Origin of the sequence: Cupriavidus sp. UME77, assembly GCF_014170355.1 — a bacterium.
GTDB lineage: Bacteria > Pseudomonadota > Gammaproteobacteria > Burkholderiales > Burkholderiaceae > Cupriavidus > Cupriavidus basilensis.
On sequence record NZ_LZZU01000060.1, the window covers coordinates 137,874 to 160,196 of the forward strand.

17 protein-coding genes and 5 tRNA genes are annotated in these 22,323 nt (G+C 64.1%); 9 read left to right on the plus strand and 13 right to left on the minus strand.

Annotation, left to right across the window (positions count from 1 at the left end; all coding sequences use genetic code 11):
• Positions 1-67: 67 nt before the first annotated feature.
• Positions 68-334, minus strand: coding sequence for a hypothetical protein (locus A9975_RS24325; RefSeq protein ID WP_183035027.1), 267 nt, complete (start codon positions 332-334; stop codon positions 68-70).
• Positions 335-864: 530 nt separating this feature from the next.
• Here A9975_RS24325 and trxA point away from each other — a divergent pair.
• The 6 genes from trxA (at position 865) to A9975_RS24355 (ending at position 7,460) form a co-directional block, all read left to right on the plus strand.
• The gene (trxA, locus tag A9975_RS24330) at positions 865-1,191 is read left to right on the plus strand and encodes a thioredoxin TrxA (RefSeq protein WP_010814265.1); all 327 of its coding nucleotides are present in this window, start codon (positions 865-867) and stop codon (positions 1,189-1,191) included.
• Positions 1,192-1,379: 188 nt separating this feature from the next.
• Positions 1,380-2,642, plus strand: a complete 1,263-nt coding sequence (gene rho, locus A9975_RS24335) for a transcription termination factor Rho (RefSeq protein ID WP_043347534.1) — start codon at positions 1,380-1,382, stop codon at positions 2,640-2,642.
• Positions 2,643-2,746: 104 nt separating this feature from the next.
• Positions 2,747-3,601, plus strand: coding sequence for a M90 family metallopeptidase (locus A9975_RS24340; protein ID WP_150983335.1), 855 nt, complete (start codon positions 2,747-2,749; stop codon positions 3,599-3,601).
• Between the two features lie 243 nt (positions 3,602-3,844).
• Complete coding sequence (locus A9975_RS24345) at positions 3,845-4,108, plus strand: type B 50S ribosomal protein L31 (protein WP_006157720.1); 264 nt, start codon at positions 3,845-3,847, stop codon at positions 4,106-4,108.
• Between the two features lie 187 nt (positions 4,109-4,295).
• Positions 4,296-6,083 (plus strand): glycosyltransferase family 39 protein, encoded by a 1,788-nt coding sequence (locus A9975_RS24350; protein WP_183035028.1) that lies wholly within the window; start codon positions 4,296-4,298, stop codon positions 6,081-6,083.
• Between the two features lie 24 nt (positions 6,084-6,107).
• On the plus strand, positions 6,108-7,460 hold the full coding sequence (locus A9975_RS24355) for an MATE family efflux transporter (RefSeq protein WP_183035029.1): 1,353 nt from the start codon (positions 6,108-6,110) through the stop codon (positions 7,458-7,460).
• A 250-nt stretch (positions 7,461-7,710) separates the two neighbouring features.
• On the opposite strand, the gene A9975_RS24360 is transcribed toward A9975_RS24355, so the two are convergent.
• From A9975_RS24360 to gltX, 4 genes are all read right to left on the minus strand, one after another.
• Positions 7,711-7,787 (minus strand) — tRNA-Asp (locus A9975_RS24360).
• A gap of 68 nt (positions 7,788-7,855) precedes the next feature.
• A tRNA-Glu gene (locus A9975_RS24365) sits at positions 7,856-7,931 on the minus strand.
• A 110-nt stretch (positions 7,932-8,041) separates the two neighbouring features.
• Positions 8,042-8,117 (minus strand) — tRNA-Ala (locus A9975_RS24370).
• A 281-nt stretch (positions 8,118-8,398) separates the two neighbouring features.
• Positions 8,399-9,805: a glutamate--tRNA ligase gene (gene gltX, locus A9975_RS24375; protein ID WP_183035030.1), complete on the minus strand. Its 1,407-nt coding sequence runs from the start codon at positions 9,803-9,805 to the stop codon at positions 8,399-8,401.
• Between the two features lie 248 nt (positions 9,806-10,053).
• On the opposite strand from gltX, the gene A9975_RS24380 reads away from it, so the two are divergent.
• Complete coding sequence (locus A9975_RS24380) at positions 10,054-11,004, plus strand: patatin-like phospholipase family protein (protein WP_183035031.1); 951 nt, start codon at positions 10,054-10,056, stop codon at positions 11,002-11,004.
• A gap of 79 nt (positions 11,005-11,083) precedes the next feature.
• On the opposite strand, the gene A9975_RS24385 is transcribed toward A9975_RS24380, so the two are convergent.
• From A9975_RS24385 to A9975_RS24405, 5 genes are all read right to left on the minus strand, one after another.
• On the minus strand, positions 11,084-11,770 hold the full coding sequence (locus tag A9975_RS24385; RefSeq protein ID WP_150983330.1) for a C40 family peptidase: 687 nt from the start codon (positions 11,768-11,770) through the stop codon (positions 11,084-11,086).
• Positions 11,771-12,056: 286 nt separating this feature from the next.
• Positions 12,057-13,793 (minus strand): ABC transporter ATP-binding protein, encoded by a 1,737-nt coding sequence (locus tag A9975_RS24390; protein WP_370565445.1) that lies wholly within the window; start codon positions 13,791-13,793, stop codon positions 12,057-12,059.
• Positions 13,794-13,798: 5 nt separating this feature from the next.
• A complete protein-coding gene (locus A9975_RS24395; protein WP_150983329.1) occupies positions 13,799-14,926 on the minus strand; it encodes an ABC transporter permease in 1,128 nt (375 codons plus the stop codon).
• Complete coding sequence (locus A9975_RS24400; RefSeq protein WP_174423331.1) at positions 14,923-15,972, minus strand: microcin C ABC transporter permease YejB; 1,050 nt, start codon at positions 15,970-15,972, stop codon at positions 14,923-14,925. The genes A9975_RS24395 and A9975_RS24400 overlap by 4 nt, the downstream gene beginning before the upstream one ends.
• A gap of 18 nt (positions 15,973-15,990) precedes the next feature.
• Positions 15,991-17,871, minus strand: a complete 1,881-nt coding sequence (locus tag A9975_RS24405) for an extracellular solute-binding protein (RefSeq protein ID WP_150983327.1) — start codon at positions 17,869-17,871, stop codon at positions 15,991-15,993.
• 238 nt (positions 17,872-18,109) lie between these two features.
• Between A9975_RS24405 and fabI the strand changes: the two genes are divergently transcribed.
• Positions 18,110-18,898, plus strand: a complete 789-nt coding sequence (gene fabI / locus A9975_RS24410) for an enoyl-ACP reductase FabI (RefSeq protein ID WP_150983326.1) — start codon at positions 18,110-18,112, stop codon at positions 18,896-18,898.
• A 105-nt stretch (positions 18,899-19,003) separates the two neighbouring features.
• Here fabI and A9975_RS24415 read toward each other — a convergent pair whose 3' ends face one another.
• From A9975_RS24415 to A9975_RS24425, 3 genes are all read right to left on the minus strand, one after another.
• A complete protein-coding gene (locus tag A9975_RS24415; RefSeq protein ID WP_183035032.1) occupies positions 19,004-19,891 on the minus strand; it encodes an alpha/beta hydrolase in 888 nt (295 codons plus the stop codon).
• A gap of 173 nt (positions 19,892-20,064) precedes the next feature.
• Positions 20,065-20,141, minus strand: a tRNA-Arg gene (locus tag A9975_RS24420).
• A gap of 128 nt (positions 20,142-20,269) precedes the next feature.
• Positions 20,270-21,487: a GGDEF domain-containing protein gene (locus A9975_RS24425; protein WP_183035033.1), complete on the minus strand. Its 1,218-nt coding sequence runs from the start codon at positions 21,485-21,487 to the stop codon at positions 20,270-20,272.
• 397 nt (positions 21,488-21,884) lie between these two features.
• Between A9975_RS24425 and A9975_RS24430 the strand changes: the two genes are divergently transcribed.
• Positions 21,885-21,961, plus strand: a tRNA-Pro gene (locus tag A9975_RS24430).
• The last annotated feature ends 362 nt before the right edge of the window (positions 21,962-22,323 follow it).

The window sequence follows — 22,323 nt, forward strand, 5'->3', positions numbered from 1 at the left end:
GGTCAGCGCGCGCAGCCAGGCATCGCGCACGGGATGCGCAAAAAACGCGGGAATGACCGGAGAGCCCTCAGTGGCCGCCGGCCTCCAGGCGCGAGCGGATTTCGCGCGCGGTCTCCAGCAGGCCCTGATAGCCGGAGCGTGCGTGCTCTGGCAGGTCGGGGTCGCCCACCAGCGTGCCCAGGGTCTCGATGACGCTATAAAGGAGGCCCTTGGCCGCGCCGCCGGCGATGCTCTCTTGCTCGACCGCGGCATTGATGTGATCCAGCGCGTCGCTCAAGTGTTCCACTTCGGGGGGTTGCTGCGGATCCGGCTTGGAAGGGGTGTCTGGCGTCATGGTCTGTAGCCTTGTCTGTTGCGCGGGAAGGCGCCGGGCCGAGGCCGGGCGCGTGATTCTATTCTACGCGCCCGGGGGCGCCGCGCGACCTTTGCATCGCATTGGATTGCGTTTGCGCAAAGCCCTCGCGCCGCGTGCCGCAGCAGAAGTGGCGTTAGCCATAAGTCACACGCCGGGCGCCTCCCGGCGAATTCCGGCGCGGCTCCCGATTGATAAAAGCTCTTGCGCCGATTAATACAATGATCCCACCAGGCTTGGCTTCGCGGGCAGAATGGCGTTACACGCAGCCGCATCGGCGGGTTTCATCGCCGCGTACGGCAGCGCACCGTGAGGTTGATGAGCAGGGTATTGAATTCCCATCAACTGGTAATATATGAGCAACATCCCGCCAATCGTGGCTGTCCCGTCGCTCGGGACCAGTCCGCACCGGGTAAGGCGCGTGCCTACAGGTATGCGCAAACTCGTGTAAGGTAGCGGTTCGGCAAATCCCGCCTTCAAATTAAACAGAGCGAAACCAGAGGTTTTCCGCCATGAGTGAACAAATCAAGTATGTGAGCGACGCCTCCTTCGACGCAGACGTGCTCCAGTCCGACAAGCCTGTCCTGCTCGACTTCTGGGCAGAATGGTGCGGTCCTTGCAAGATGATCGCCCCGATCCTGGACGAAGTGGCCAAGGACTATGGCGACAAGCTGCAGATCGCAAAGATCAACGTCGATGAGAACCAGCAAGTGCCGGCCAAGTTCGGCATTCGTGGCATCCCCACGCTGATCCTGTTCAAGAATGGCGCGGTTGCCGCGCAAAAGGTCGGCGCGCTGTCCAAGTCGCAGCTGACCGCATTCCTCGACGGCAATCTGTAATACGCCGACCCGGGGCGCGGCGCCATCAGGCGCCCCCCCGGTGTAGCCACAATCCGACGTGCGTGCGCCTTCCCTGGCGCACCGTCCGGATTGTGCTAAGATGGCATCAACAACTTCCCCGAGCGTTCGCTCATTTCCTCCCCCTCCTTTAGGTCCAGCCCGTCCGGGCGCCTCTGTACCCCTCGTCTATGCACCTGACAGAACTCAAATCGCTTCACGTGTCTGCGCTTCTCGAAATGGCCGCGACCCTCGAGATCGACAACGCACAACGGATGCGCAAACAGGAGCTGATGTTTGCGATCCTGAAGAAGCGCGCCAAGCTGGGCGAAATCATCTTTGGTGACGGCACCCTGGAAGTCCTGCCGGACGGCTTCGGCTTCCTGCGCTCGCCCGAGACCTCCTACCTGGCAAGCACGGACGACATCTATATCAGCCCTTCGCAGATCCGCCGCTTCAACCTGCATACCGGCGACACGATCGAGGGCGAAGTACGGACCCCCAAGGACGGCGAGCGCTATTTCGCGCTGGTGAAGGTGGACAAGGTCAATGGTCAAGCGCCTGAAGCGGTCAAGAACCGCATCATGTTCGAGAACCTGACGCCGTTGCACCCGAACCGGCCGCTGACGCTGGAGCGCGAAATCCGCGCCGAGGAAAACATCACCGGCCGAATCATCGACATGATCGCGCCGATCGGCCGTGGCCAGCGCGCCCTGCTGGTGTCCTCGCCCAAGTCCGGCAAGACCGTGATGCTGCAGCACATCGCCCACGCGATTGCGAACAACCATCCGGAAGCGGACCTGTTCGTGCTGCTGATCGACGAACGCCCGGAAGAAGTGACCGAAATGATGCGCTCGGTGCGCGGTGAAGTGGTGGCGTCGACCTTCGACGAACCTGCCATCCGCCACGTGCAGGTCGCTGAAATGGTGATCGAAAAGGCCAAGCGCCTGGTCGAACTCAAGCGCGATGTGGTGATCCTGCTGGACTCGATCACCCGCCTGGCACGTGCCTATAACACGGTAGTGCCGGCCTCGGGCAAGGTGCTGACCGGTGGTGTGGACGCCAACGCGCTGCAACGCCCCAAGCGCTTCTTCGGCGCTGCGCGTAACCTGGAAGAAGGCGGCTCGCTGACCATCATCGCCACCGCGCTGATCGAAACCGGCAGCCGCATGGACGACGTGATCTACGAAGAGTTCAAGGGCACCGGCAACATGGAAGTGCACCTGGAACGCCGCCTGGCGGAAAAGCGGGTCTATCCGTCGATCAACCTGAACAAGTCCGGCACGCGCCGCGAAGAACTGCTGATCAAGCCAGAGATCCTGCAAAAGGTCTGGGTGCTGCGCAAGTTCATCTCGGACATGGACGAAGTGCAGGCCATGGAGTTCATTCTCGACAAGATGAAGGCGACCAAGAACAACGCCGAGTTTTTCGATATGATGCGCAGAGGCGGCTGATCGTTCGCTATGCCGCGCGCTGCGGTTCGCGCGCTGGCAATGCACTGGAAGGGCGCGCCTCGGCGTGCCCTTTTGCATTTCCGCCCTGTGCCTGCAGGAGTCCCATGTTCGGCCGACTGAGCCACTTCCTGCGTGCGCGCTCGCGCGTGCGCAAGCTCGAACACTACGCCATTCCCGACGCGCTGTGGGCGCACACGGTGGCCACGCTGCCGTTTGTGCAGCGCTATGGCGCCGCCGATCTCGCCGCCTTGCGCGAACTCGCCACGCTGTTCATCGCCGACAAGGAATACTCAACCGCGCACGACCTGCCGCTCACCGACGAGATGGTGACAAGCGTCGCGCTGCAAGCCTGCGTGCCCATTCTCAAGCTGGGCATCGAGTGGTATCGCGGGTGGCGCGGCATCGTGCTCTACCCCGGCGAATTCGTCATCCGCCGTACCGTCGAGGATGAAATCGGGCTGGTGCATGGCGTGGTAGAGGAAGCCAGTGGTGAAGCCTGGGAACACGGGCCAGTCATCCTCTCCTGGCCTGACGTGCAGACGCCCGGCGCCGGACTGAATGCACGGCATGCCCATCACCCCGATGACACCTACAACGTAGTCATCCACGAGTTCGCCCACAAGCTCGACATGCTCGACGGCGAGCCGGACGGCGTGCCGCCCTTCTCACGCGTGCTCCATCCGGGCATCGACCGCGAGCAATGGGCCGAGTCCTTCCTCACCGAGTACGACCGCTTCGCGGACGCCTGCGAGCAGCAGTCTGACCATGCCTGGGACCATCCGGAACGACTGCCGCCGGCGCTGCGGGTGATCGACCCATATGGCTGCGAGGCGCCGAGCGAGTTCTTCGCCGTGGCCTCCGAGACCTTCTTTGTCGAGCCGGCCGGCCTGCGCAGGCACTGGCCGGTCCTCTATGATTCGCTCGCGGCGTTCTATCGCCAGGATCCGGCCTCGATGTGATCGAAAACCAACCTTTCGGCACCCTCGGCCGCCGTGCGCATCGCGCACTCAAAACTTGCCCAGCTTTTTGTTTTTCTGCGATAATCCCGGATTGTCCGTTATCGGCAAGTGGTTCGTTCGCCGCAACGCTGCCAGTGCAATCAACGCATCCTGCTTCTGGCGCTTTTTTTAGCGCTTTTGGCAATGGCAGCAGCAGCAGCACGGCAAACAACGGACTGGCTACCCAACCTGAAAGGAAACACCATGAAAGAAGGCATTCACCCGAATTATCGCGAAGTCGTATTCCTCGACGTGTCGAACGACTTCAGCTTTGTGACCCGCTCGACCATCCAGACGCGCGACACGATCACCCGCGACGGCAAGGAATACCCCCTGGCCAAGATCGAAGTGTCGTCGGAATCGCACCCGTTCTACACCGGCACCCAGAAGATCATGGACACGGCCGGCCGCGTCGAGAAGTTCCGCCAGAAGTTCGGCAGCAAGCTGAACAAGCTCACCGCGAAGTAATTCGCCGCGAGCCCGCTCGCTGCATGGCCTCGGACAAAATGCTCCGGCGCCGCGCACCCAAGCAAAGAGGCAGCATCGGCTGCCTCTTTGCTTTTGCAGCCTCCACGCGATCGGCACCGGCCGATGCCCTGCGGACGCAGCTAACCGGGAGCGCCCCGCCCCGGCGGCCCCCAAGACCCACCAATCAATGAGCGCAGCCAAGACTTCCCGTGTCCACCTGACCGCAGCCGCCACCGGTACGCTTCCGCGCGCACTGTTGCTGGCCATCTGCATCATCTACGGCCTGGCTGGCCTGTTCGGCCGCGACCCGTGGAAAAACGAGGATGCGGCCGGCTTCGGCGTGATGTGGCAACTGGCCACCGGCGGCTCCCAGGACTGGCTGATGCCCAATATCGTGGGCCGCCCTTACGGCGAAGACGGCCCGCTGGTGTTCTGGGTTGGCGCCCTGATGATCCGCCTGTTTGGCGGCTGGCTCGGCGCGCCGGACGCGTCGCGCATCGCCACGGCACTCTTTTACTTCGGCACCTGCTCACTGATCTGGTACGCGACCTACCTGCTCGGCCGGCGCGCCGAGGTGCAGCCTTTCGCCTATGTCTTCGGCGGCCAGCCCAACGCGCGCGACTACGGCCGCACGCTGGCCGACGGCGCCCTGCTGATCTTCCTGGCCTGCGTAGGCCTGGCCATGCGCGGCCACGAAACCACGCCACAGGTTGGGCAGGTTTGCTTTGTCGCCATGAGCCTGTATGGCATGGTGCGCAGCCTGGACAAGCCAATCCAGGGTGGCATCTGGCTGGGCGTCGGGCTGGGCGCGCTGACCCTGTCCAGCGGGCCGGTCATCCCGCTGGTCTTGCTCGCGTCCGTCATCATCTGTGGCCTGGCCTGCAAGCCCCTGCCCCTGCCGAGGGTGCTGCTGGCAAGCGTGCCGCTGGCGCTGGCGCTGGTGGCAGCCTGGATGGCCGCCGCCTACTTCGGCGCGACCGACCACAACGACGCCGTGACCTTTATCCGCGAGTGGTCACGCTACGATCGCCGTACCTACGGCGCGCCGAACGCCGCTGCGCTCAACTTCATCGCACGCAACCTGCTGCTGTTTACCTGGCCGGTGTGGCCAATTGCCTGCTGGGCCTGGCTGAGCTGGTCGGGCATGCGCCGTGCGCCGCATGTGGCGCTGCCCCTGGCGATGTTGCTGCCGCCGCTGCTGCTGCTGTTTCTGCTGCGTGCGCCGGGCGACGTACAGTTCATCCTGCTGCTGCCGCCGATGGCCGTGCTTGCCGCGTTCGGGTTGCCGACGCTCACGCGCGCCGCCATCAACGCGATCGACTGGTTCGCCCTGCTGTTCTTCACCATCTTCGGCGGCTTCGTCTGGTTCATGTGGATCGCCAGGACGACGGGCCAGCCGCCGCGCATCGCCGCCAATATCTACCGTCTGCTGCCGGGCTTCCAGCAAGACTTCACCGTCAGCGCGATCATCTATGCGCTGCTGGTGACGGCCGCCTGGATCCTGATCGTGCGCTGGCGCCTGTCGCGCGCGCCTAAGCAGATCTGGCGCCCGGTGGTGATCTCGGCAGCTGGCACCACGCTGATGTGGGTGCTGGCCATGACGCTGTGGATGCCTTCGATCAACTACGGCAAGACCTATCGCGACGTAGCCCAGGCCGCCTCGATGGCGCTGCCCACGGCGTATAACTGCGTGCAGCCGATTCGCATGGGCGACGCGCAGCTGGCGTCGTTTGCCTATTTCGGCCATATCCGCTTTGGCGGCCCGGATGACGGCTGCGACGTCCTGCTGCGCCACGACCCCGTCGACTACGGCGAGCCTACCAGCATCTCGCACTTTGAATGGCGCCTGATCTGGGAAGGCCGGCGCCCCTCCGATCGCGACGAGCGCTTTCGCATGTATCGCCTGGTCGATATGTCCCGGGTCGCACCGCCCCGGCCCAGCCTGCCCGGACGCCGGCTGCCAAGCCACCCCTGAGGTGGCGGCGCCACGCCTGCCCGCATGAACATGTTCCACGATATCCGCCGCATTGCCGTGCTGGCCGCGCCGGTCCTGGTCGGCCAGCTTGCGGTGATCGCCTTTGGCGTGATCGACACCATCATGGCCGGGCGAGCCTCTGCCATCGACCTGGCCGCCGTGGGGCTGGGCGGGTCCATCTACATCACGGTCTACATCAGTTTGATGGGCGTGCTGCAGGCGCTTGCCCCGATTGCCGGTCAGCTCCATGGCGCCGGGCGCGCGGCGGAAATTGGCGGCGAGGTCAGGCAGGCCGCCTGGCTCGGACTGGCGCTGGCCATCCCGGGCATGTTACTGCTGCTGTTCCCCGGCCCGCTGCTGGAGTTTGCCCAGGCACCGCCGGAGCTGGTCGAGAAGGCAGCGCACTACCTGCATATCCAGGCGTTTGGCTTGCCGGCCGCACTGGGCTTTCGCATCTACTCCGCGCTCAACAACGCCTTGTCGCGCCCGGTCATGGTGACCATGCTGCAACTCGTCGGGCTGGTGGTAAAGATTCCGCTCAATGCCTGGTTCATCGACGGTGGCTTCGGCCTGGCGCCAATGGGCGGGCCGGGCTGCGCGCTGGCCTCGGCGCTGATCAGCTGGATCTGGTGCATCTCCGGCATCCTGATCCTGCGGCGCAACGTGGCCTACCGCCCTTTGCAGATCTTTTCCAGCTGGGCGTGGCCGCAAGCGCGGCCGATCCGCGCACTGCTGCGCCTGGGCGTGCCGATGGGGCTGACCTACCTGATCGAGATCACCTCGTTCACGTTGATGTCGATCTTCATCACGCGCATGGGCACCGTGGTGCTTGCTGGCCACCAGATCATTGCCAACCTCGGGGCGGTGGCCTATATGTTGCCGCTGTCGCTGGCGATCGCCACCTCCACGCTGGTGGCACAGTCCATCGGCGCGCGCGACCAGGACGGCGCACGCCGCATTGCGCGGCGCGGTATCAGCCTGGCGGCTGCCTTGGCACTCATGGTCGGCGGCCTGCTGTGGATACTGAGAGAACCGCTGCTGCATGCCTACGCCAAGGATCCGGCTGTAGTACGCGCCGCCCTTCCGCTCATGTTGTTCATTGCCTTCTACCAGGCATTCGACGCGGTCCAGGTCATGACGGCATTCATCCTGCGCGCCTACAAGATTGCACTGGTGCCGACCTTGATCTACGCGGTGTCTCTCTGGGGAGTCGGGCTGGGGGGCGGCTACGTGCTGGGCTTTGGCCTGATCGATGCCCTGCCCGCCTTCACGCGGGGAGCCGCGGGATTCTGGCTGGCCAACAGCATCAGCCTGGCCATCGCCGGCTCGCTGCTGGTGCGCTACTTCGTCACAGTCAGCCGGCGCCGTACAAGCTGAGCAAGCCCGGAACGCGCAGCAGATGGATTATCTCCCCTGCGACAAGGGCATATGGCCGGACAAGCGCAGACCACAGCCAGCCAGAACGCCATAATGCCTGCCCGGCGAGCAGACGAAGCCCGACATAATGTCGCCGCACCGCCACCGTGTGCGAGCCGAATCAAATAGCGGGGATTATCGGAAACTGCCCGAGCAAATGCCGGACGGCAAAAGAAAAAACCCGCATGGCATAACCATGCGGGTTTAGTTTTGGCGGAGTGGACGGGACTCGAACCCGCGACCCCCGGCGTGACAGGCCGGTATTCTAACCAACTGAACTACCACTCCATACTCTTACTTGTCATCGACAGCGATGCTTTCGACGACAAACCGAACGTTTGGTTACGTTCGTTGTTTGGCGTCCCCAAGGGGATTCGAACCCCTGTACTCACCGTGAAAGGGTGATGTCCTAGGCCTCTAGACGATGGGGACAGAAACTTGTCTTTCGACTTATTCCGTCTGGCACTGCGAATATCTCAACAACCAGACATTCGCAGCACCCTGGAAGCCCCGATTTACCACACTCGAAACTTCCGGCATTTTGGTGGAGCTAAGCGGGATCGAACCGCTGACCTCTTGCATGCCATGCAAGCGCTCTCCCAGCTGAGCTATAGCCCCATGGTACTACGTTACCGCCCTACTTCTTTTTACTACCGCCGCTTTCGCTGCGTTTCGCGTTTGTTTCTTCGTTTCAGCGAAGACAAGATTATATAAACAACCTTGCTTTTTTGCAACCCTTTTTTTAACTTTTTTCTGCGATCCGCATTACTGCGGGATTACTTCTTATCGCTTCCATCCGTTATGCCCGCTTGGTTTTTGTCCGCGCTGCAGGGAGAACAAGATTATGCTGAATTCCTGGCAGGAGCGCAAGCCCCTGTCAGGAATTTCTGCAAATTATTTCAGGCGAGCCCGGCCTGGATGCGGCGCAGCACCGTATCGCGCCCAAACAACTCCAGCACGGCATCGATGGCAGGCGTCTGCAACTGCCCCGCCACCAGCAGGCGGACCGGCATAGCCAGCTTGGGCATCTTCAGGCCGAACTCGGCCAACACCGCCTTGAAGGCCGCGCCGATCTCCTCGCGCTTCCACTCGGTGAGTGCCGCCAGCCGCGTGGCCAGGGCCTGCAGTGCCGGCAGGATGTCGGCGTTGAGGTGCTCTGCCGTGAGCGCCGGATCCGGCTGCGGCTCGCCGCGGTAGAACAGCAGCGCGGCCTGAGCCACGTCCTTCAGGGTATTGGCACGGTCCTTCACCAGCCCGATGACACCCTCCAGGCTTGCGCCCTCCACCTTGCCGCCCAGCGCCTCGATAAACGGCTGGGTCAACCCGGCCAGGCGCGCGTTGTCGCCTACCTTGATGTAGTGGTTGTTCAGCCAGGCCAGCTTTTCCGGGTTGTACTGCGCCGGCGACTTGCCCAAGTGCTCCAGGTCGAACCATTCCACGAACTGCTCGCGCGAGAAGATCTCTGCGTCGCCATGTGCCCAGCCCAGGCGGGCCAGATAGTTGAGGACGGCCTCGGGCAGATAACCTTCGTCGCGGTAGCCGGTCACGGGCATGGCGCCATGGCGCTTGCTCATCTTCTCGCCCTGCTCGTTGAGCACGGTCGGCAAGTGAGCGTACACGGGGGCAACGCCGCCCAGCGCACGGATAATGTTGATCTGGCGCGGGGTGTTGTTGACGTGGTCGTCGCCGCGGATCACGTGGGTGATGCGCATGTCGAGATCGTCGATCACCACGCAGAAGTTATAGGTCGGCGTGCCGTCCGGGCGCGCGATCACCAGGTCGTCCAGCTCGTCGTTGGAGATTTCGATCCGGCCCTTGACCGCGTCGTCCCAGACCACGCTGCCGCCAATCGGGTTCTTGAAGCGGATCACCGGCTGCACGCCGGCCGGCGGCGCCGGCAGGACCTTGCCCGGCTCGGGACGCCAGAACCCGTTGTAACGCGGCTTCTCGCCGCGCTCGCGCTGCGCGTCGCGCAGAGCGTCCAGCTCTTCGGTACTCATGTAGCAGGGATAGGCCAGCTCGCTGTCCAGCATCTGCTTGACCACCTCGCGATAGCGGTCCATGCGCTCCATCTGGTAGAACGGGCCTTCGTCGATATCGAGATCGAGCCAGGCCATGCCTTCCAGGATCACGTCCACCGATTCCTGCGAAGAGCGCTCGACGTCCGTGTCCTCGATGCGCAGGATGAAATCGCCCTTCATGCGGCGCGCGAAGGCCCAGGGGTAGAGCGCGGAGCGGATATTGCCGAGGTGAATGAAGCCGGTCGGGCTCGGCGCGAAGCGGGTGCGGACGCGTTGTTGTGTCATAGAGGAATGAAACAAAAAAGCCCGCGCACGAATGCGCGCAGGCCTGGGTGTAGGATCGCCGCATTATAGCAAGCAGGGCGCGGCATCCCGCCCCATCCGGCGCCGGGATGCCCGGCCGCGCGGAATCATTTATGCTCTGCCCGGTCTGAATGCTGTCGCGCGGGACGCGTGGCCAGCGCGGACGGCACATTCTTGCCGTCGCGCCGCTAGCCGTGCCGAATGCGCCACTTCCTTTCCCTCGGTTATCCATGCAACGACGCAATTTCCTTGGCGCCGGCGCGGCAGCACTGCTGGCCGCCTGCTCCTTTGGCCCCAAGCCGGGCACCCTCACCGCCGCACCGGAAACACCGGCCCTGCCGTCCGTGGTGCCCGTGGTGCCACCTCGCCCCATCAGGATCGGCCTCGCGCTTGGCGGCGGCGCCGCGCGCGGCTTCGCCCATATCGGCGTGATCAAGGCGCTGGAGGCACAAGGCATCCACCCGGACCTTGTCACCGGCACCAGCGCGGGCGCGGTGGTCGCAGCGCTCTACGCCTCGGGCATGAGCGGCTTCCAGCTTAACAAGCTGGCGCTAACGATGGACGAAGCCGCCATCGCCGACTGGGCCCTGCCCTTCGGCACCCGTTTCGGCGGCTGGCTCAAGGGCGAGGCGCTGCAGAACTATGTGAACAAGCTGATCGCCAATCGCCCCATCGAGTCCATGAAACTGCCGCTGGGCATCGTCGCCACCGATCTCAAGACCGGCCAGGGCATCCTGTTCCGCCGCGGCAACACGGGCCAGGCGGTGCGCGCGTCGAGTAGCGTACCGGGGGTGTTCCAGCCGGTCTCGATCCAGGGACACGACTATGTGGACGGCGGCCTGGTCGAGCCCGTGCCGGTGGACTCTGCGCGCACCATGGGCGCGGACTTCGTGATTGCCGTGAATATCTCCGCCGAGCCTTCCAGCCAGAAAAGCAATGGCCAGAGCGGGGTATTGCTGCAGACCACCGCCATCATGGGGCAGTCGATCAGCAAGATGGCGCTGGCGCGAGCCGACATTGTGATCCGCCCCGACCTGCCGGACATGGGCGGCAGCGACTTCAACTCGCGCAACCGCGCCATCCTGGCCGGCGAGCAAGCCGCCGCCGCCATGATGGCGAGCCTGCGCGACAAGCTCGCCCAGGCACGGCTGCGGCCCGCCGGAACGGTAGCCGCGCAGTAAGGGGGGAGCACAAACGAAAAAAGGACTGCGTGGCAGTCCTTTTTTTCTTGACTGGCGCGGACCCGCGTCCGCGAGCCGATCAGCCGCCGTAGAGCGGGCGATTGACCGCATTCGGATCGAAACGCTTCAGGGTCTCGACCATATTGCCAAGGTTGTTGGCGCTGCCGCTGTCCTGCGGCGCGTCGTCGATACGGCGCGCACCGTTATAGCGCGTCACCCAATACGAGGCACGCATGTCGTCAACGCGGATCTTGCTGCCGGTGGACGGTGCGTGCACGAACTTGTTGTCGCCAATATAGATGCCAACATGCGAGAAGGTGTGGCGCATGGTGTTGAAGAACACCAGGTCGCCGGGGCGCAGGTCGTTGGATGCCACGGTAGTGCCGACCTGGCTCATCTCGACCGAGCGGCGCGGCAGCACGAAGCCAAAGGTGTCATTGAACACGTAGCGAACGAAGCCGCTGCAGTCCAGGCCCGATTCGGGGCTGTTGCCACCGAAGCGGTAGCGCACGCCAATCAGCCCGAGGGCATTCATGACCAGGTCGCCAGCCTTGCTGGCCACATGGCTGGTGGAATTCATGACCGAAGAGAGCAAGCCACGCTTGCCCTCCGGATGTGGGTCCGCACTCAACTCGGTACGTGCATCGATGCGGGCGTCGGGATCCTTGAACACCGTATCAGCCAGCACTCCATTCGATAGAGTGGCACCGCAGGCAATGGCAATTCCTACGGCGCCGCGCGCCAGGGAATGAAGCATTCGCTGCATTGGTTCTCCTGATGAATCGTTCTTGACCGGCCCCGGGAAAACGCACCGGGCGGGCTTGAAATCAATGGGATGACTCGCACGCAAAAAGCAGACCAAGTGATGCAAACCACTCGCCACATGCATAAGCGACGCGCGAACCACCCCCGAAAATAGTTCTCGCCGGATGGTATAAGGTTGTCATCCACATGTCAAAGTTCGTTACAAAATTCAAATAAAACGCTTTGCAATCAAGGCCATACGACGGAAGTCGCAGATGCTTTCTCGGTTTGATTATGTCAACCGCAGGTCAATCGGGTGACACCCTGAGCTCGACTGCACCAATTTGTGGCGGCGTCGGATCGCTTGCACCAATTTCGGCCGCGATCATGAGTTTGCGGGTGTATGCGTGCTGCGGAGCACCCAGGACGGTCTCGGTATCGCCCGCCTCGACCACCTCGCCGGACTTCATCACGATGACGCGGTGCGCCATGGCGCGAATCACCGCCAGGTCGTGGCTGATGAAGAGATAGCTCAGGTTGTACTTGCGCTGCAATTGCGTCAGGAGCGCCAGCACCTGCTGCTGGATGGACACGTCGAGCGCAGAGGTAGGTTCGTCGAGCACCAGCACCTGCGGCTTGAGGATCAGCACGCGCGCGATGGCAACGCGCTGGCGCTGGCCGCCGGAGAACTCATGCGGATACCGCCCCAGGGCTGTGCGGTCCATGCCTACCTCTCGCAGCGCCTCGGTGACGCGCTGGCGCATGGCATCGCGCGACAAGCCAGGCTGGTGCAGGGCCAGGCCCTCCCCCACGATCTGCTCGATGGTCATGCGCGGCGACAACGAGCCGAACGGATCCTGAAACACCACCTGCAGGCGCGAGCGCAAGGTGCTGCGCTCGCGCCTGGAGACCTCGTCCAGGCTCTTGCCCAGGAACTGGATATCCCCGGCGCTGCGGCGCTGCAAGTTCAGCACGGCATGGGCCAACGTGGTCTTGCCGGAGCCCGACTCGCCCACAATGCCGATAGTCTCGCCCTCGCGCAGCGCGAAGTTCACGTCCTTGACGGCGGCAAACTGGTCGCGGCCAAACCATCCGGCCAGGCCGCGACGCTTGCGCGCATAGTTCACGCACAAGCCGCGCGCCTCCAGCAACACGGGGGCTAGCGGCACCAGCGGCAGCACCTCACGCCGCGGCCGGCTGTCGATCAGCTTGCGGGTATAGGGATGCTGGGGCGCCGCGAATACCGCGGCGGTCTCGCCCACCTCGACCAGCACGCCCTTCTCCATCACCCCCACCCGCTGTGCAAAGGCCCGGACCAGGTTGAGGTCGTGCGTGATCAGCATCACGGCCATGCCGAACTCCGCCTGCAGGTCGCGCAACAACTCCAGGATCTGGACCCGGATGGTGACGTCCAGCGCCGTGGTGGGCTCGTCGGCCAGCAGCAGCTTGGGCCGGCAGGCAAGCGCCATGGCGATCATGGCGCGCTGGCGCTGGCCACCCGAGAGCTGGTGTGGAAAGCTGTCGAAACGGTGTGCCGCGTCGCTGATGCCCGTGCGCTCGAGCAGCGCGATGGCGCGCTCGCGCGCCGCGCGCCGGTCCAGGCCCTCATGCAGCGCCAGCGTCTCCACGATCTGGTTGCCGATCGTGTAGAGCGGGTTGAGCGCGGTCATCGGCTCCTGGAAGATCATGGCGATGTCGGCGCCGCGGATGCCACGCATCTCGCGCTCCGACACCTTGAGCAGGTCGCGCCCCTCGAAACGCACCGAGCCCTGGTAGCGCGCGTCGTCAACCAGGCGCAGCATGGCCAGCGCCGTCACGGTCTTGCCCGAGCCCGACTCGCCCACCAGCGCGAAGCGCTCGCCGGCGCGCAGGTCGAAGCTGACATCGCGCACCGCCCGGGTGGCATCCTCGCCATGACCAAAGGTGACTGACAAGCGTTCGATGCACATCAGCGGGCCGCCGGCATCCCCCTTGGCTTGCGCGGGTTGCGTTGGGTCATTGGCGCTGGCTTGCGTGGCCCGTGTGGCCTGCGTGGCTTGTTGCATCGCGCTCATGACACCGCCTCGGCCGCGGGAGAGCCCTCTGGCGCCTTCGGCTCAACACGGCCGCGCAGCTGGGCCAGGCCCAGGCGCGTATCAAAGGCATCGCGCAGCGCGTCGCCCATGAACGTCAGCAGCAGCAGCGTCACCACCAGTACGGCAAAGGTCGACAAGGAAATCCACCAGGCATCGAGGTTGGCCTTGCCTTGCGCCAGCAGCTCGCCCAGGCTCGGCGTGGTGGGTGGCACGCCAAGCCCGAGGAAGTCGAGGCTGGTCAGGGCCAGGATGGCCGCACTCATGCGAAATGGCAGGAAGGTGATGACCGGTGTCAGGCTGTTGGGCAGGATATGGCGCCACATGATCTGTACATTGGAGAGCCCCAGCGCCCGCGCCGCCTTGACGTAATCGAGCGAGCGGTTGCGATAGAACTCGGCGCGCACGTAGTCGGACAAACCCATCCAGCCGAACAGCGAAAGCAGGATAATCAGCAGCGCCAGGCTCGGCGTGAAGATGGATGCGAAGATGATCAGCAGGTAGAGCTCGGGCATCGAGCTCCAGATCTCGATGGCGCGCTGCGAGATCAGGTCGAAGCGCCCGCCGAAGAAACCCATCAGCGCGCCCGTCAAGGTGCCGATCACCACGCCGATCAACGTCAGCGCCAGGCTGAACAGCACCGAGACGCGGAACCCATAGAGCAGCCGTGCCAGCACATCGCGCCCGCGGTCATCGGTGCCCAGCCAGTTCTCCGCGGAAGGCGGCGCCGGGTTTGGCTCCTTGGAGAAATAGTTGATCGAGTCGTACGAGTACCGGTTGGGCGGAAAGATGGCGAAATTGCCGTTGCTGGTGATGCGGTCTCGGATAAACGGATCGAGATAGTCAGCCTTGGTGGGAAAGTCCCCGTCGAAGGTGCTCTCGGCGTACGTCTTGACGATGGGGAAATACCACTCGCCCTTGTACTTCACCACCAGCGGCCGGTCGCTGGACAAGGTCTCGGCGACCATGCTCAGCAGGAAAATGGCGACGAAGAGGATCAGGCTCCAGTAGCCCAGGCGATTGCGGCGAAAGCGCTGCCAGGCGCGCTGGCGCGGCGACAGGGAATGCGGCAGCCCGTTGGGAAGCGTGCGCGAGCTGAATTTCATCGGTGCACCGCCTCGAAGTGGATGCGCGGGTCGACCATCACATAGCAAACGTCAGAGATCAGCCGCGTCACCAGGCCGATCAAGGTGAACAGGTAGAGCGTGCCCAGCACAACAGGATAGTCCCGCCGCAGCACCGCCTCGTAGGACAGCAGGCCAAGCCCGTCGAGCGAAAACAGGGTTTCGATCAGCAGGGAGCCGGTGAAGAAAGCGCCGATGAAGGCCGCCGGGAAACCGGTCACGAGCGGAATCAGCGCGTTACGGAAGACGTGTTTCCAAAGCACGCGCCGCTCCGCCAGCCCCTTGGCGCGGGCGGTCAGGACGTACTGCTTGCGGATCTCTTCCAGGAACGCGTTCTTGGTCAGCATGGTGACGACCGCGAAGCTGCCCACCACCGAGGCGGTGATGGGCAGCACGAGGTGCCACAGGTAATCCATCACCTTGCCCATCAGCGTGAGCTGGTCCCAGTTATCCGATGTGAGGCCGCGCAAGGGGAACCACTGCACGAAGGTGCCACCTCCAAACAGCACCAGCAGCAACACGCCCAGCACGAAGCCTGGAATGGCATAGCCCACCAGCACCACCATGCTGGTCACGACATCGAAGCGGCTGCCCGCCCGGATCGCCTTGGATATGCCGAGCGGCACCGATATCAGGTAGGTCAGGAAAAAGGTCCATAGCCCCAGGCTGACCGAGACCGGCATCTTCGACTTCACCAGCTCCCACACGCTGCGGTGCTGGAAATAGCTCTGCCCCAGGTCAAACTGGGCGAAGCGCTTGAGCATGATGAAATAGCGCTCCAGCGGCGGCTTGTCGAATCCGTACAGGGCCTGGATTTCCTTGATCTTGTCGGGGTCCACGCCGCGCCGGCCGCGATACTCCGCGCCGCCGCCGCTGGCCTCCCCCCCGCCGCCCCGCCCCTTGAGCTCCAGCATCATTTGTTCGACCGGGCCTCCCGGCACGAACTGGATCACCGCGAACGTCAGCGTGATGACGCCGAGCAGGGTCGGGATCATCAACAGTACGCGCTTGAGCAGATAGGCGAGCATCTTGTTTCCTTGTCGCGCTTATTGAGCGGCCGGCCGGGCATCGGCACGCCACCAGTTGCTCAGGATCCAGCCTTCCGCCGTGTAGTAGTACGGCAGGCGCTGCGGATAGACCAGCTCTTTTCGGTATGCCACCCGATGCGACGCGCTATACCAGTTGGGCACAATGTAGTAGCCGTGCATCAGCACGCGGTCCAGCGCGCGCCCGGCATTGACCAGCTCTTCGCGAGTATGGGCGTGCAGGACATTGTCCACCAAGCGGTCGATCGCCGGCGATTTCAGGCCAAACAGATTGTCGGAGCCGGGCGTGCCCGCCGCCTCGCTGTTGAAGCGGTCGCGCAGCTCGTTGCCCGGGCTCTGCGAATCCGGGAAACGGATCGACACCATGTCAAAGTCGAAGTCTTCCAGCCGCTTCTGGTACAGCGCGAAATCGGTGGTGCGCTGGTTCACCTCGATCCCCAGCTTCTCCAGGTTGCGCACGTAGGTGGTGATGACGCGGCTCATGGCCCCGCCGTCGTCCAGGAACTCGAAGACAAAGGGCTCGCCCTTTGCATTGCGCAGCGCACCATCCGCGTAGGTCCAGCCGGCCTGGGCCAGCAGCCGGCGCGCATCGCGCAGGTTGTCGCGCAGCGAACGCGGCGGATTGGTGGTGGGCATCGCCACGATGGGGCCAAATACCTCGGGCGCCAGCTGCGCGCGCAGCGGCTCCAGCAGTTCCAGCTCGCCGGGGCCGGGACGGCCGTCGAACGTGGCGCTGGCGGCCAGCTCACTGTTGGAGAACCAGCTATCGAGGCGGCGATACGCGCCATAGAACAGCTGGCGATTGAGCCACTCGAAATCCAGCGCCAGGATCAGGGCCTGCCGCACCCGCACGTCCTGGAACATCGGCTTGCGCATGTTCATGACGAAGCCTTGCATGCCGGCTCCGTTGCGGTGCGGAAAATCGGTCTTGAGCAGCTCGCCATTGGAAAAGCGCTTGCCCTCGTAGCTCTTGGCCCAGCTCTTGGCCTTGTACTCGACGATGGCATCGAACTCGCCAGCCTTGAAGGCTTCGAGCTTGGCGGTTTCGTCCTTGTACAGGCGATAGACCACCCGGTCGAAGTTGAAGGTGCCGCGGCGCACCGCCAGGTCCTTGCCCCAGTACGACGGATCGCGCTTGAAGGTGATGCCGCGTCCGGCATCGTAGCGCTCGATCAGGTAGGGCCCGCTGGCCACCGGATCCTCGAAGGTCAGCTTGTCAAACGGCACCGTGGCTGTCCATTTCTTGGAGAACACCGGCAAGGAGCCAACGATCAGCGGCAGCTCGATGTTGCGCTGCCTGAAATCGAACCGTACCGTGCGCGAATCCACCACCGTGACGGCTTTCACGTCAGTGCACATGCTGCGGTAGCCAGGGCTGGATGCCTTGCTCATCAGCATGTCGTAGGAGTACTTGACGTCGCCTGCCAGCACCGGATCGCCGTTGCTGAAACGCGCCTGCGGCCGGATGTGGAAGGTGACGGACAGTTCGTCCGGCGCCACGGTCACGTCATCCGCCAGCAAGCCATAGGCGCTGGCGGTTTCATCGCTGCTGGCAATCAGCAGCGACTCGAACATCAGCGTGTTCACGCCCGGGGCGGAGGTACCCTTGAGCGTGAACGGGTTGAATTTGTCGAAGCTGGTGCGGCGGTCCGGGTTTGCGAGCGTCAGCGTGCCGCCGCGTGGCGCGTCCGGGTTGGCATAGTCGAAATGGGTGAAATCGGCGGGATACTTGAGGCCGCCATACTGTGCGAAGCCATGGGCGGCTTCGACCGACAAGGGAAAACCCGCGGTACACAGGGCTACTAATCCACAGCCCAGCGCCGCAAATGTGCGGAAGCGCTGCCATGCCGCCTGAAGCGGTCTACGTGCGCGAATATACATCCGGTTTGGGTCCTCCACCTGAATCGGATCGTCCGCAGCCTTCGGCGGCGCGGTCAAGTTATGAGACAATTTTACATGGGTTCGGCTGGCATCCAGCCATCCGGACATTCCAGTACGCGGCACCGTTGTTTTGCCGGTCGTCAGCCTGCTGCAAAGCAGCCGCCGCGCGGTGCGCGCCGCAACCCGGACGCCGTCGCACGAACCGTGCCCGTCCACCTCGAACATCATTGGAGAAGTTATGGGATTTCTCGCAGGTAAGCGAATCCTGATCACCGGCTTGCTGTCCAATCGCTCGATCGCCTACGGCATCGCAACAGCCTGCAAGCGCGAAGGCGCCGAGCTCGCCTTCACCTATGTCGGCGAACGGTTCAAGGACCGCATCAACGACTTTGCCAAGGAATTCGACAGCAGCCTGGTATTCGAATGCGACGTTGGCAACGACGAACAGATTGCCGCCACCTTCGCCGGGCTCGGCCAGAGCTGGGACAAGCTCGATGGCCTGGTGCACTCGATCGGCTTCGCGCCGCGCGAGGCCATCGCCGGCGACTTCCTGGAAGGCCTCTCGCGCGAGTCCTTCCGCGTGGCGCACGACATCTCCGCCTACAGCTTCCCCGCCCTGGCCAAGGCCGCGTTGCCCATGCTGTCCGACAAGGCCTCGCTGCTGACGCTGACCTACCTCGGCGCGGAGCGCGTGGTCCCGAACTACAACACTATGGGCCTGGCCAAGGCATCGCTGGAAGCCAGCGTGCGCTACCTGGCCGCGTCGGTGGGCCCGCGCGGCATTCGTGCCAACGGCATTTCCGCGGGCCCGATCAAGACCCTGGCCGCATCCGGCATCAAGGGCTTCGGCAAGCTGCTAGGCCACATCGAGGAGGCAGCGCCGCTGCGCCGCAATGTGACCATCGACGAGGTCGGCAACGTGGCCGCTTTCCTGCTGTCGGACCTGTCCAGCGGCGTGACCGGGGAGATCACCTACGTGGACGCCGGCTTCAATACGGTCGGCGCGAGCCTGCCCGAAGAAGCGTAATACCGGCGCGGCCGCCTCTCACGGCCACCATCGCTAAAAAGGGGCGTGCGGCTTTGGCCGACGCCCCTTTTTCGTGCCTGCGCGGCGGCACAGCGTGCGCGCGGCCTATTCGGCGCCCTCCCCGGCCAGGCGGCCCGAGCGCAGATAGGCGACGATGGGCGCCCAGAACGCGTCCTGCCGCTCCGGCTGGATCGCCGCATCGTGCGGCAGCGCCGACAGCGCCACCAGCCGGCTGGGGCCACCGGCAGCACGCTCCAGCCGCTCGGCATGCGCGAAGGGAATCACCTCGTCCGCGCGGCTGTGCACAAGCAGCAGCGGCAGCATCGATTTTCGCAATTGATCCTCGTTGTCCCACGGCTCCGGAAGCAGCCTGGCTATCCACGCCGGCACCCGCCCGGTCACCACCGCCGCCTCGCGTGCGGACGTGAAGCCGGCGGCAATCACCAGGCCTGCGGGTGCCGGGCGCAAAGCGGAGATCACATCCAGCAGCACCCCGGAACCCAGCGAAAAGCCCATCACATAGCGCCGGCTGGCTCGCGGCGTCATGGCGAGGAACTGCCCATACGCGGCCAGGCCATCCTCATGCAGGTTGACCACGCCGGGCTTGCCGCCGCTAGCGCCATAGCCGCTGTAATCGAACACGCAGGACGAGATTCCGTCGCGGTAGAGCAGCGCCTGCGCGCTGGCCCAGTCCGACAAGTCTTCCTCGTCGCCGTGGTAGATCAGCACGGCGGGCGCGTCACCACCCTGCGCCAGGACACAAGAGGCGCGCAGCATGCGCGCGCCGCTGGCAAACGCGAACTGGCGCGATGCGACGCCCAGGCGATCCGGCGTCATCGCGTCGGCCGCACCGGCCGGCTTGGGCTCGAACGCGTCCTCCTCGACCGCCAAGAACAAGGCATGGCGGGCAATGGCGGCCAACATCAGCAGGCACGCGCCACCGGCCAGCCAGTAGCGGAGCCTCCTGCCAGCATCTGTGTTTAACTTTGCCATGGGAATCGCCTCGGGCAAGGCGCCGCGCCAGAAAACGCCACGGCAGCCCCGAAATCTTAGACCGGACTGGCGGCCATCGGCAGCGCCTTGCCTGAGTTTGCGATGCGATGGCGCCTCTAGGCGATGGAGAATGCCGGGGAATGCCGGGGAACGCTGGGGAATGCGAGAGAAAATGGTCCGCCCTACACGATTCGAACGTGTGACCGCTCGCTTAGAAGGCGAGTGCTCTATCCAACTGAGCTAAGGGCGGACAGGAGGAACTACTGAAATGCGGAGGACTTGGCATGCTGCTGAGCGCTTGGCATGCGAAGCCCGGTATTCTACCTCAGCCCTGCAGCCGAACCTACCGTGTTGTCATGCGCTCTGGCACAGCCCGGCTCAGGATGCCTGCGAAACCCGCATCCGCGGCGTCGTCGCCATGCCGGCAAGCCGCTCAATGGGCTGCGTGGACACACAGTTGCGCCCCATGGTCTTGGCATCGTAGAGGGCATTGTCGGCGCGGCGCATGAGCGTATCCGCCCCCTCCCCCGGCAGCCGCTCTGCCATGCCGATGCTTACCGTGTAGGAAATCGCATCCGGCTCCGACGGGCACGGCGTGGTGCGCACCAGCGCACTCAAGCGCAGGCTGATCGCCCGGCCCTGGTCCAGCGCGGTGCCGGGCATCACGATGCCAAACTCTTCCCCACCCAGCCGGCCGACGAAATCGTCCGCGCGCACCGACTTGCGCAGCAAGCCGCTGAAGTGGCGCAGCACGCTGTCGCCGGCCAGATGGCCGTAGAGATCGTTGATGGCCTTGAAATGATCCAGGTCGATGAACGCCACGGTCAGCGGGCGTTGCTGGCGGTCAGCTTGCTTGCAGGCCTCTTCCAGCGCCTCCCAGTAAGGCCCTCGCGACAGGACGTCGGTCAGGTCGTCATAGCTGGCGCGGCGCTCCAGGCGTCGGCGCAGGCTATCGTGGGCAAGCAGCGCGAAGCTCACGGCCAGACTGACAATGCCAAAGGCGAGCAGGACCGCAAAGGTTTCCCGGGGCGGGCGCTTTGCCAGCCAGGCAAGGCCGGCGGGCAGCAGCTTGGGGTCAATGGCTTGATAGAGGCCCATGGCCGCGCAAGCGAGCGCGATCAGCCCGAGCGATAGCGCCGCCAGGCGGCCGGTGCCGCGCTTGGCGCGCACTTGCGGCGCCACCACGCGCAACAACGACAGCGGAAGATAGGTATTGGCCAGGATAAAGACGAGCGCCGGCTCTGCCGGCGACACGCCCGCCCAATCGAAGTAGGCGGCGTTGGCCAGCACGGCAAGGTTCAGCAAAGTGAGCGCAACCGCACCCCCGCGCTTGCCGAAAAAGCGGCGTGTGCCATAGACCATCAAGGACAATGCCGCCGTCATGGCCAGATCCACCAGATTGAGCGTAAGCCATTCCGGCAGATAGTCCTGCGCAGCGAGCAAGACGGTGGCTGCGGTGACCAGCAACGCGCCGGCCACCCAAGAATTCAAACCGGCGCGGCCCATGCCGGGTGTGCGCTGCAAGACTGCGAACACCACCGCCATCTGCAACCCGAATAGGCCCGCGACCAGCACACTAACCTGCGACTGAAACATGATTTCCCCGTCCAACTTGGCAGGCAGCGTTCCGTCACGCCACCATGCGCCCCGGGACCCGCGCGGACCCGAGGTTTTCGCCATTCATTCTTTTTAAGCTTCTGACCGTCTTCATGCGCCCCGGCGGACAGGGGCTGGGCCTCGCGATCGTGGCGAGGGCACTCTTATTCTCATGTTCGGCGCCAGTCCCGCTAGCGGCACGGATTGCCTGTGCGCCTGACCGGGCGCGGGGCCTGGCCGCTGCGGTGTGCGGATTATGTCAGCGCTTGCGACCAAGTCAAGCGAACCTTCTATCCTTCAAATCCTGAGGCGCCCCCACATCGGCCGGCGCCTCGCTTGGCCGATGCAAAAGTAAAATTTGACCCAGGCACCGCCGCCGGGCTACAATCCACGGCTTCGGGGCGTAGCGCAGCCTGGTAGCGCATCTGATTTGGGATCAGAGGGTCGCATGTTCGAATCATGTCGCCCCGACCAGTATTTAGCAATAAGATCAAAGGCTTAGACCGTAAGGTCTAAGCCTTTTTTTGTCTCCTGATCTTGTCCTGGCCAGTACCAGCCACTGCGCCGGCCACTGCGGCCACCCACTTCACTGCATCGCAGCACCCAATGGCAATGCCATGAATATGGGATCCCCTGCGCGCTTGAAACACAGACACTGGCAGCGGGCGGGTCCGCGAACCGCCGCACCACTTTTAAGCCCGCAACCCACCCGGCGGCGGGCTTTTTCTCTTTTTTTCGCGGCCATATGCGGGTAAGGCGACCACGCGCACGCCACGCCTGAACTGCACACCCATGATATAATCGCGCGTTAGCCCGGGGTTTATGCAGCATGCCCT

Bases quoted from the DNA above. Each gene is read 5' to 3' on its own strand.
- A9975_RS24325 (WP_183035027.1), bottom strand. From the start codon at position 334: ATGACGCCAGACACCCCTTCCAAGCCGGATCCGCAGCAACCCCCCGAA.
- trxA (WP_010814265.1), top strand. From the start codon at position 865: ATGAGTGAACAAATCAAGTATGTGAGCGACGCCTCCTTCGACGCAGAC.
- rho (WP_043347534.1), top strand. From the start codon at position 1,380: ATGCACCTGACAGAACTCAAATCGCTTCACGTGTCTGCGCTTCTCGAA.
- A9975_RS24340 (WP_150983335.1), top strand. From the start codon at position 2,747: ATGTTCGGCCGACTGAGCCACTTCCTGCGTGCGCGCTCGCGCGTGCGC.
- A9975_RS24345 (WP_006157720.1), top strand. From the start codon at position 3,845: ATGAAAGAAGGCATTCACCCGAATTATCGCGAAGTCGTATTCCTCGAC.
- A9975_RS24350 (WP_183035028.1), top strand. From the start codon at position 4,296: ATGAGCGCAGCCAAGACTTCCCGTGTCCACCTGACCGCAGCCGCCACC.
- A9975_RS24355 (WP_183035029.1), top strand. From the start codon at position 6,108: ATGAACATGTTCCACGATATCCGCCGCATTGCCGTGCTGGCCGCGCCG.
- gltX (WP_183035030.1), bottom strand. From the start codon at position 9,805: ATGACACAACAACGCGTCCGCACCCGCTTCGCGCCGAGCCCGACCGGC.
- A9975_RS24380 (WP_183035031.1), top strand. From the start codon at position 10,054: ATGCAACGACGCAATTTCCTTGGCGCCGGCGCGGCAGCACTGCTGGCC.
- A9975_RS24385 (WP_150983330.1), bottom strand. From the start codon at position 11,770: ATGCAGCGAATGCTTCATTCCCTGGCGCGCGGCGCCGTAGGAATTGCC.
- A9975_RS24390 (WP_370565445.1), bottom strand. From the start codon at position 13,793: ATGCAACAAGCCACGCAGGCCACACGGGCCACGCAAGCCAGCGCCAAT.
- A9975_RS24395 (WP_150983329.1), bottom strand. From the start codon at position 14,926: ATGAAATTCAGCTCGCGCACGCTTCCCAACGGGCTGCCGCATTCCCTG.
- A9975_RS24400 (WP_174423331.1), bottom strand. From the start codon at position 15,972: ATGCTCGCCTATCTGCTCAAGCGCGTACTGTTGATGATCCCGACCCTG.
- A9975_RS24405 (WP_150983327.1), bottom strand. From the start codon at position 17,871: ATGTATATTCGCGCACGTAGACCGCTTCAGGCGGCATGGCAGCGCTTC.
- fabI (WP_150983326.1), top strand. From the start codon at position 18,110: ATGGGATTTCTCGCAGGTAAGCGAATCCTGATCACCGGCTTGCTGTCC.
- A9975_RS24415 (WP_183035032.1), bottom strand. From the start codon at position 19,891: ATGGCAAAGTTAAACACAGATGCTGGCAGGAGGCTCCGCTACTGGCTG.
- A9975_RS24425 (WP_183035033.1), bottom strand. From the start codon at position 21,487: ATGTTTCAGTCGCAGGTTAGTGTGCTGGTCGCGGGCCTATTCGGGTTG.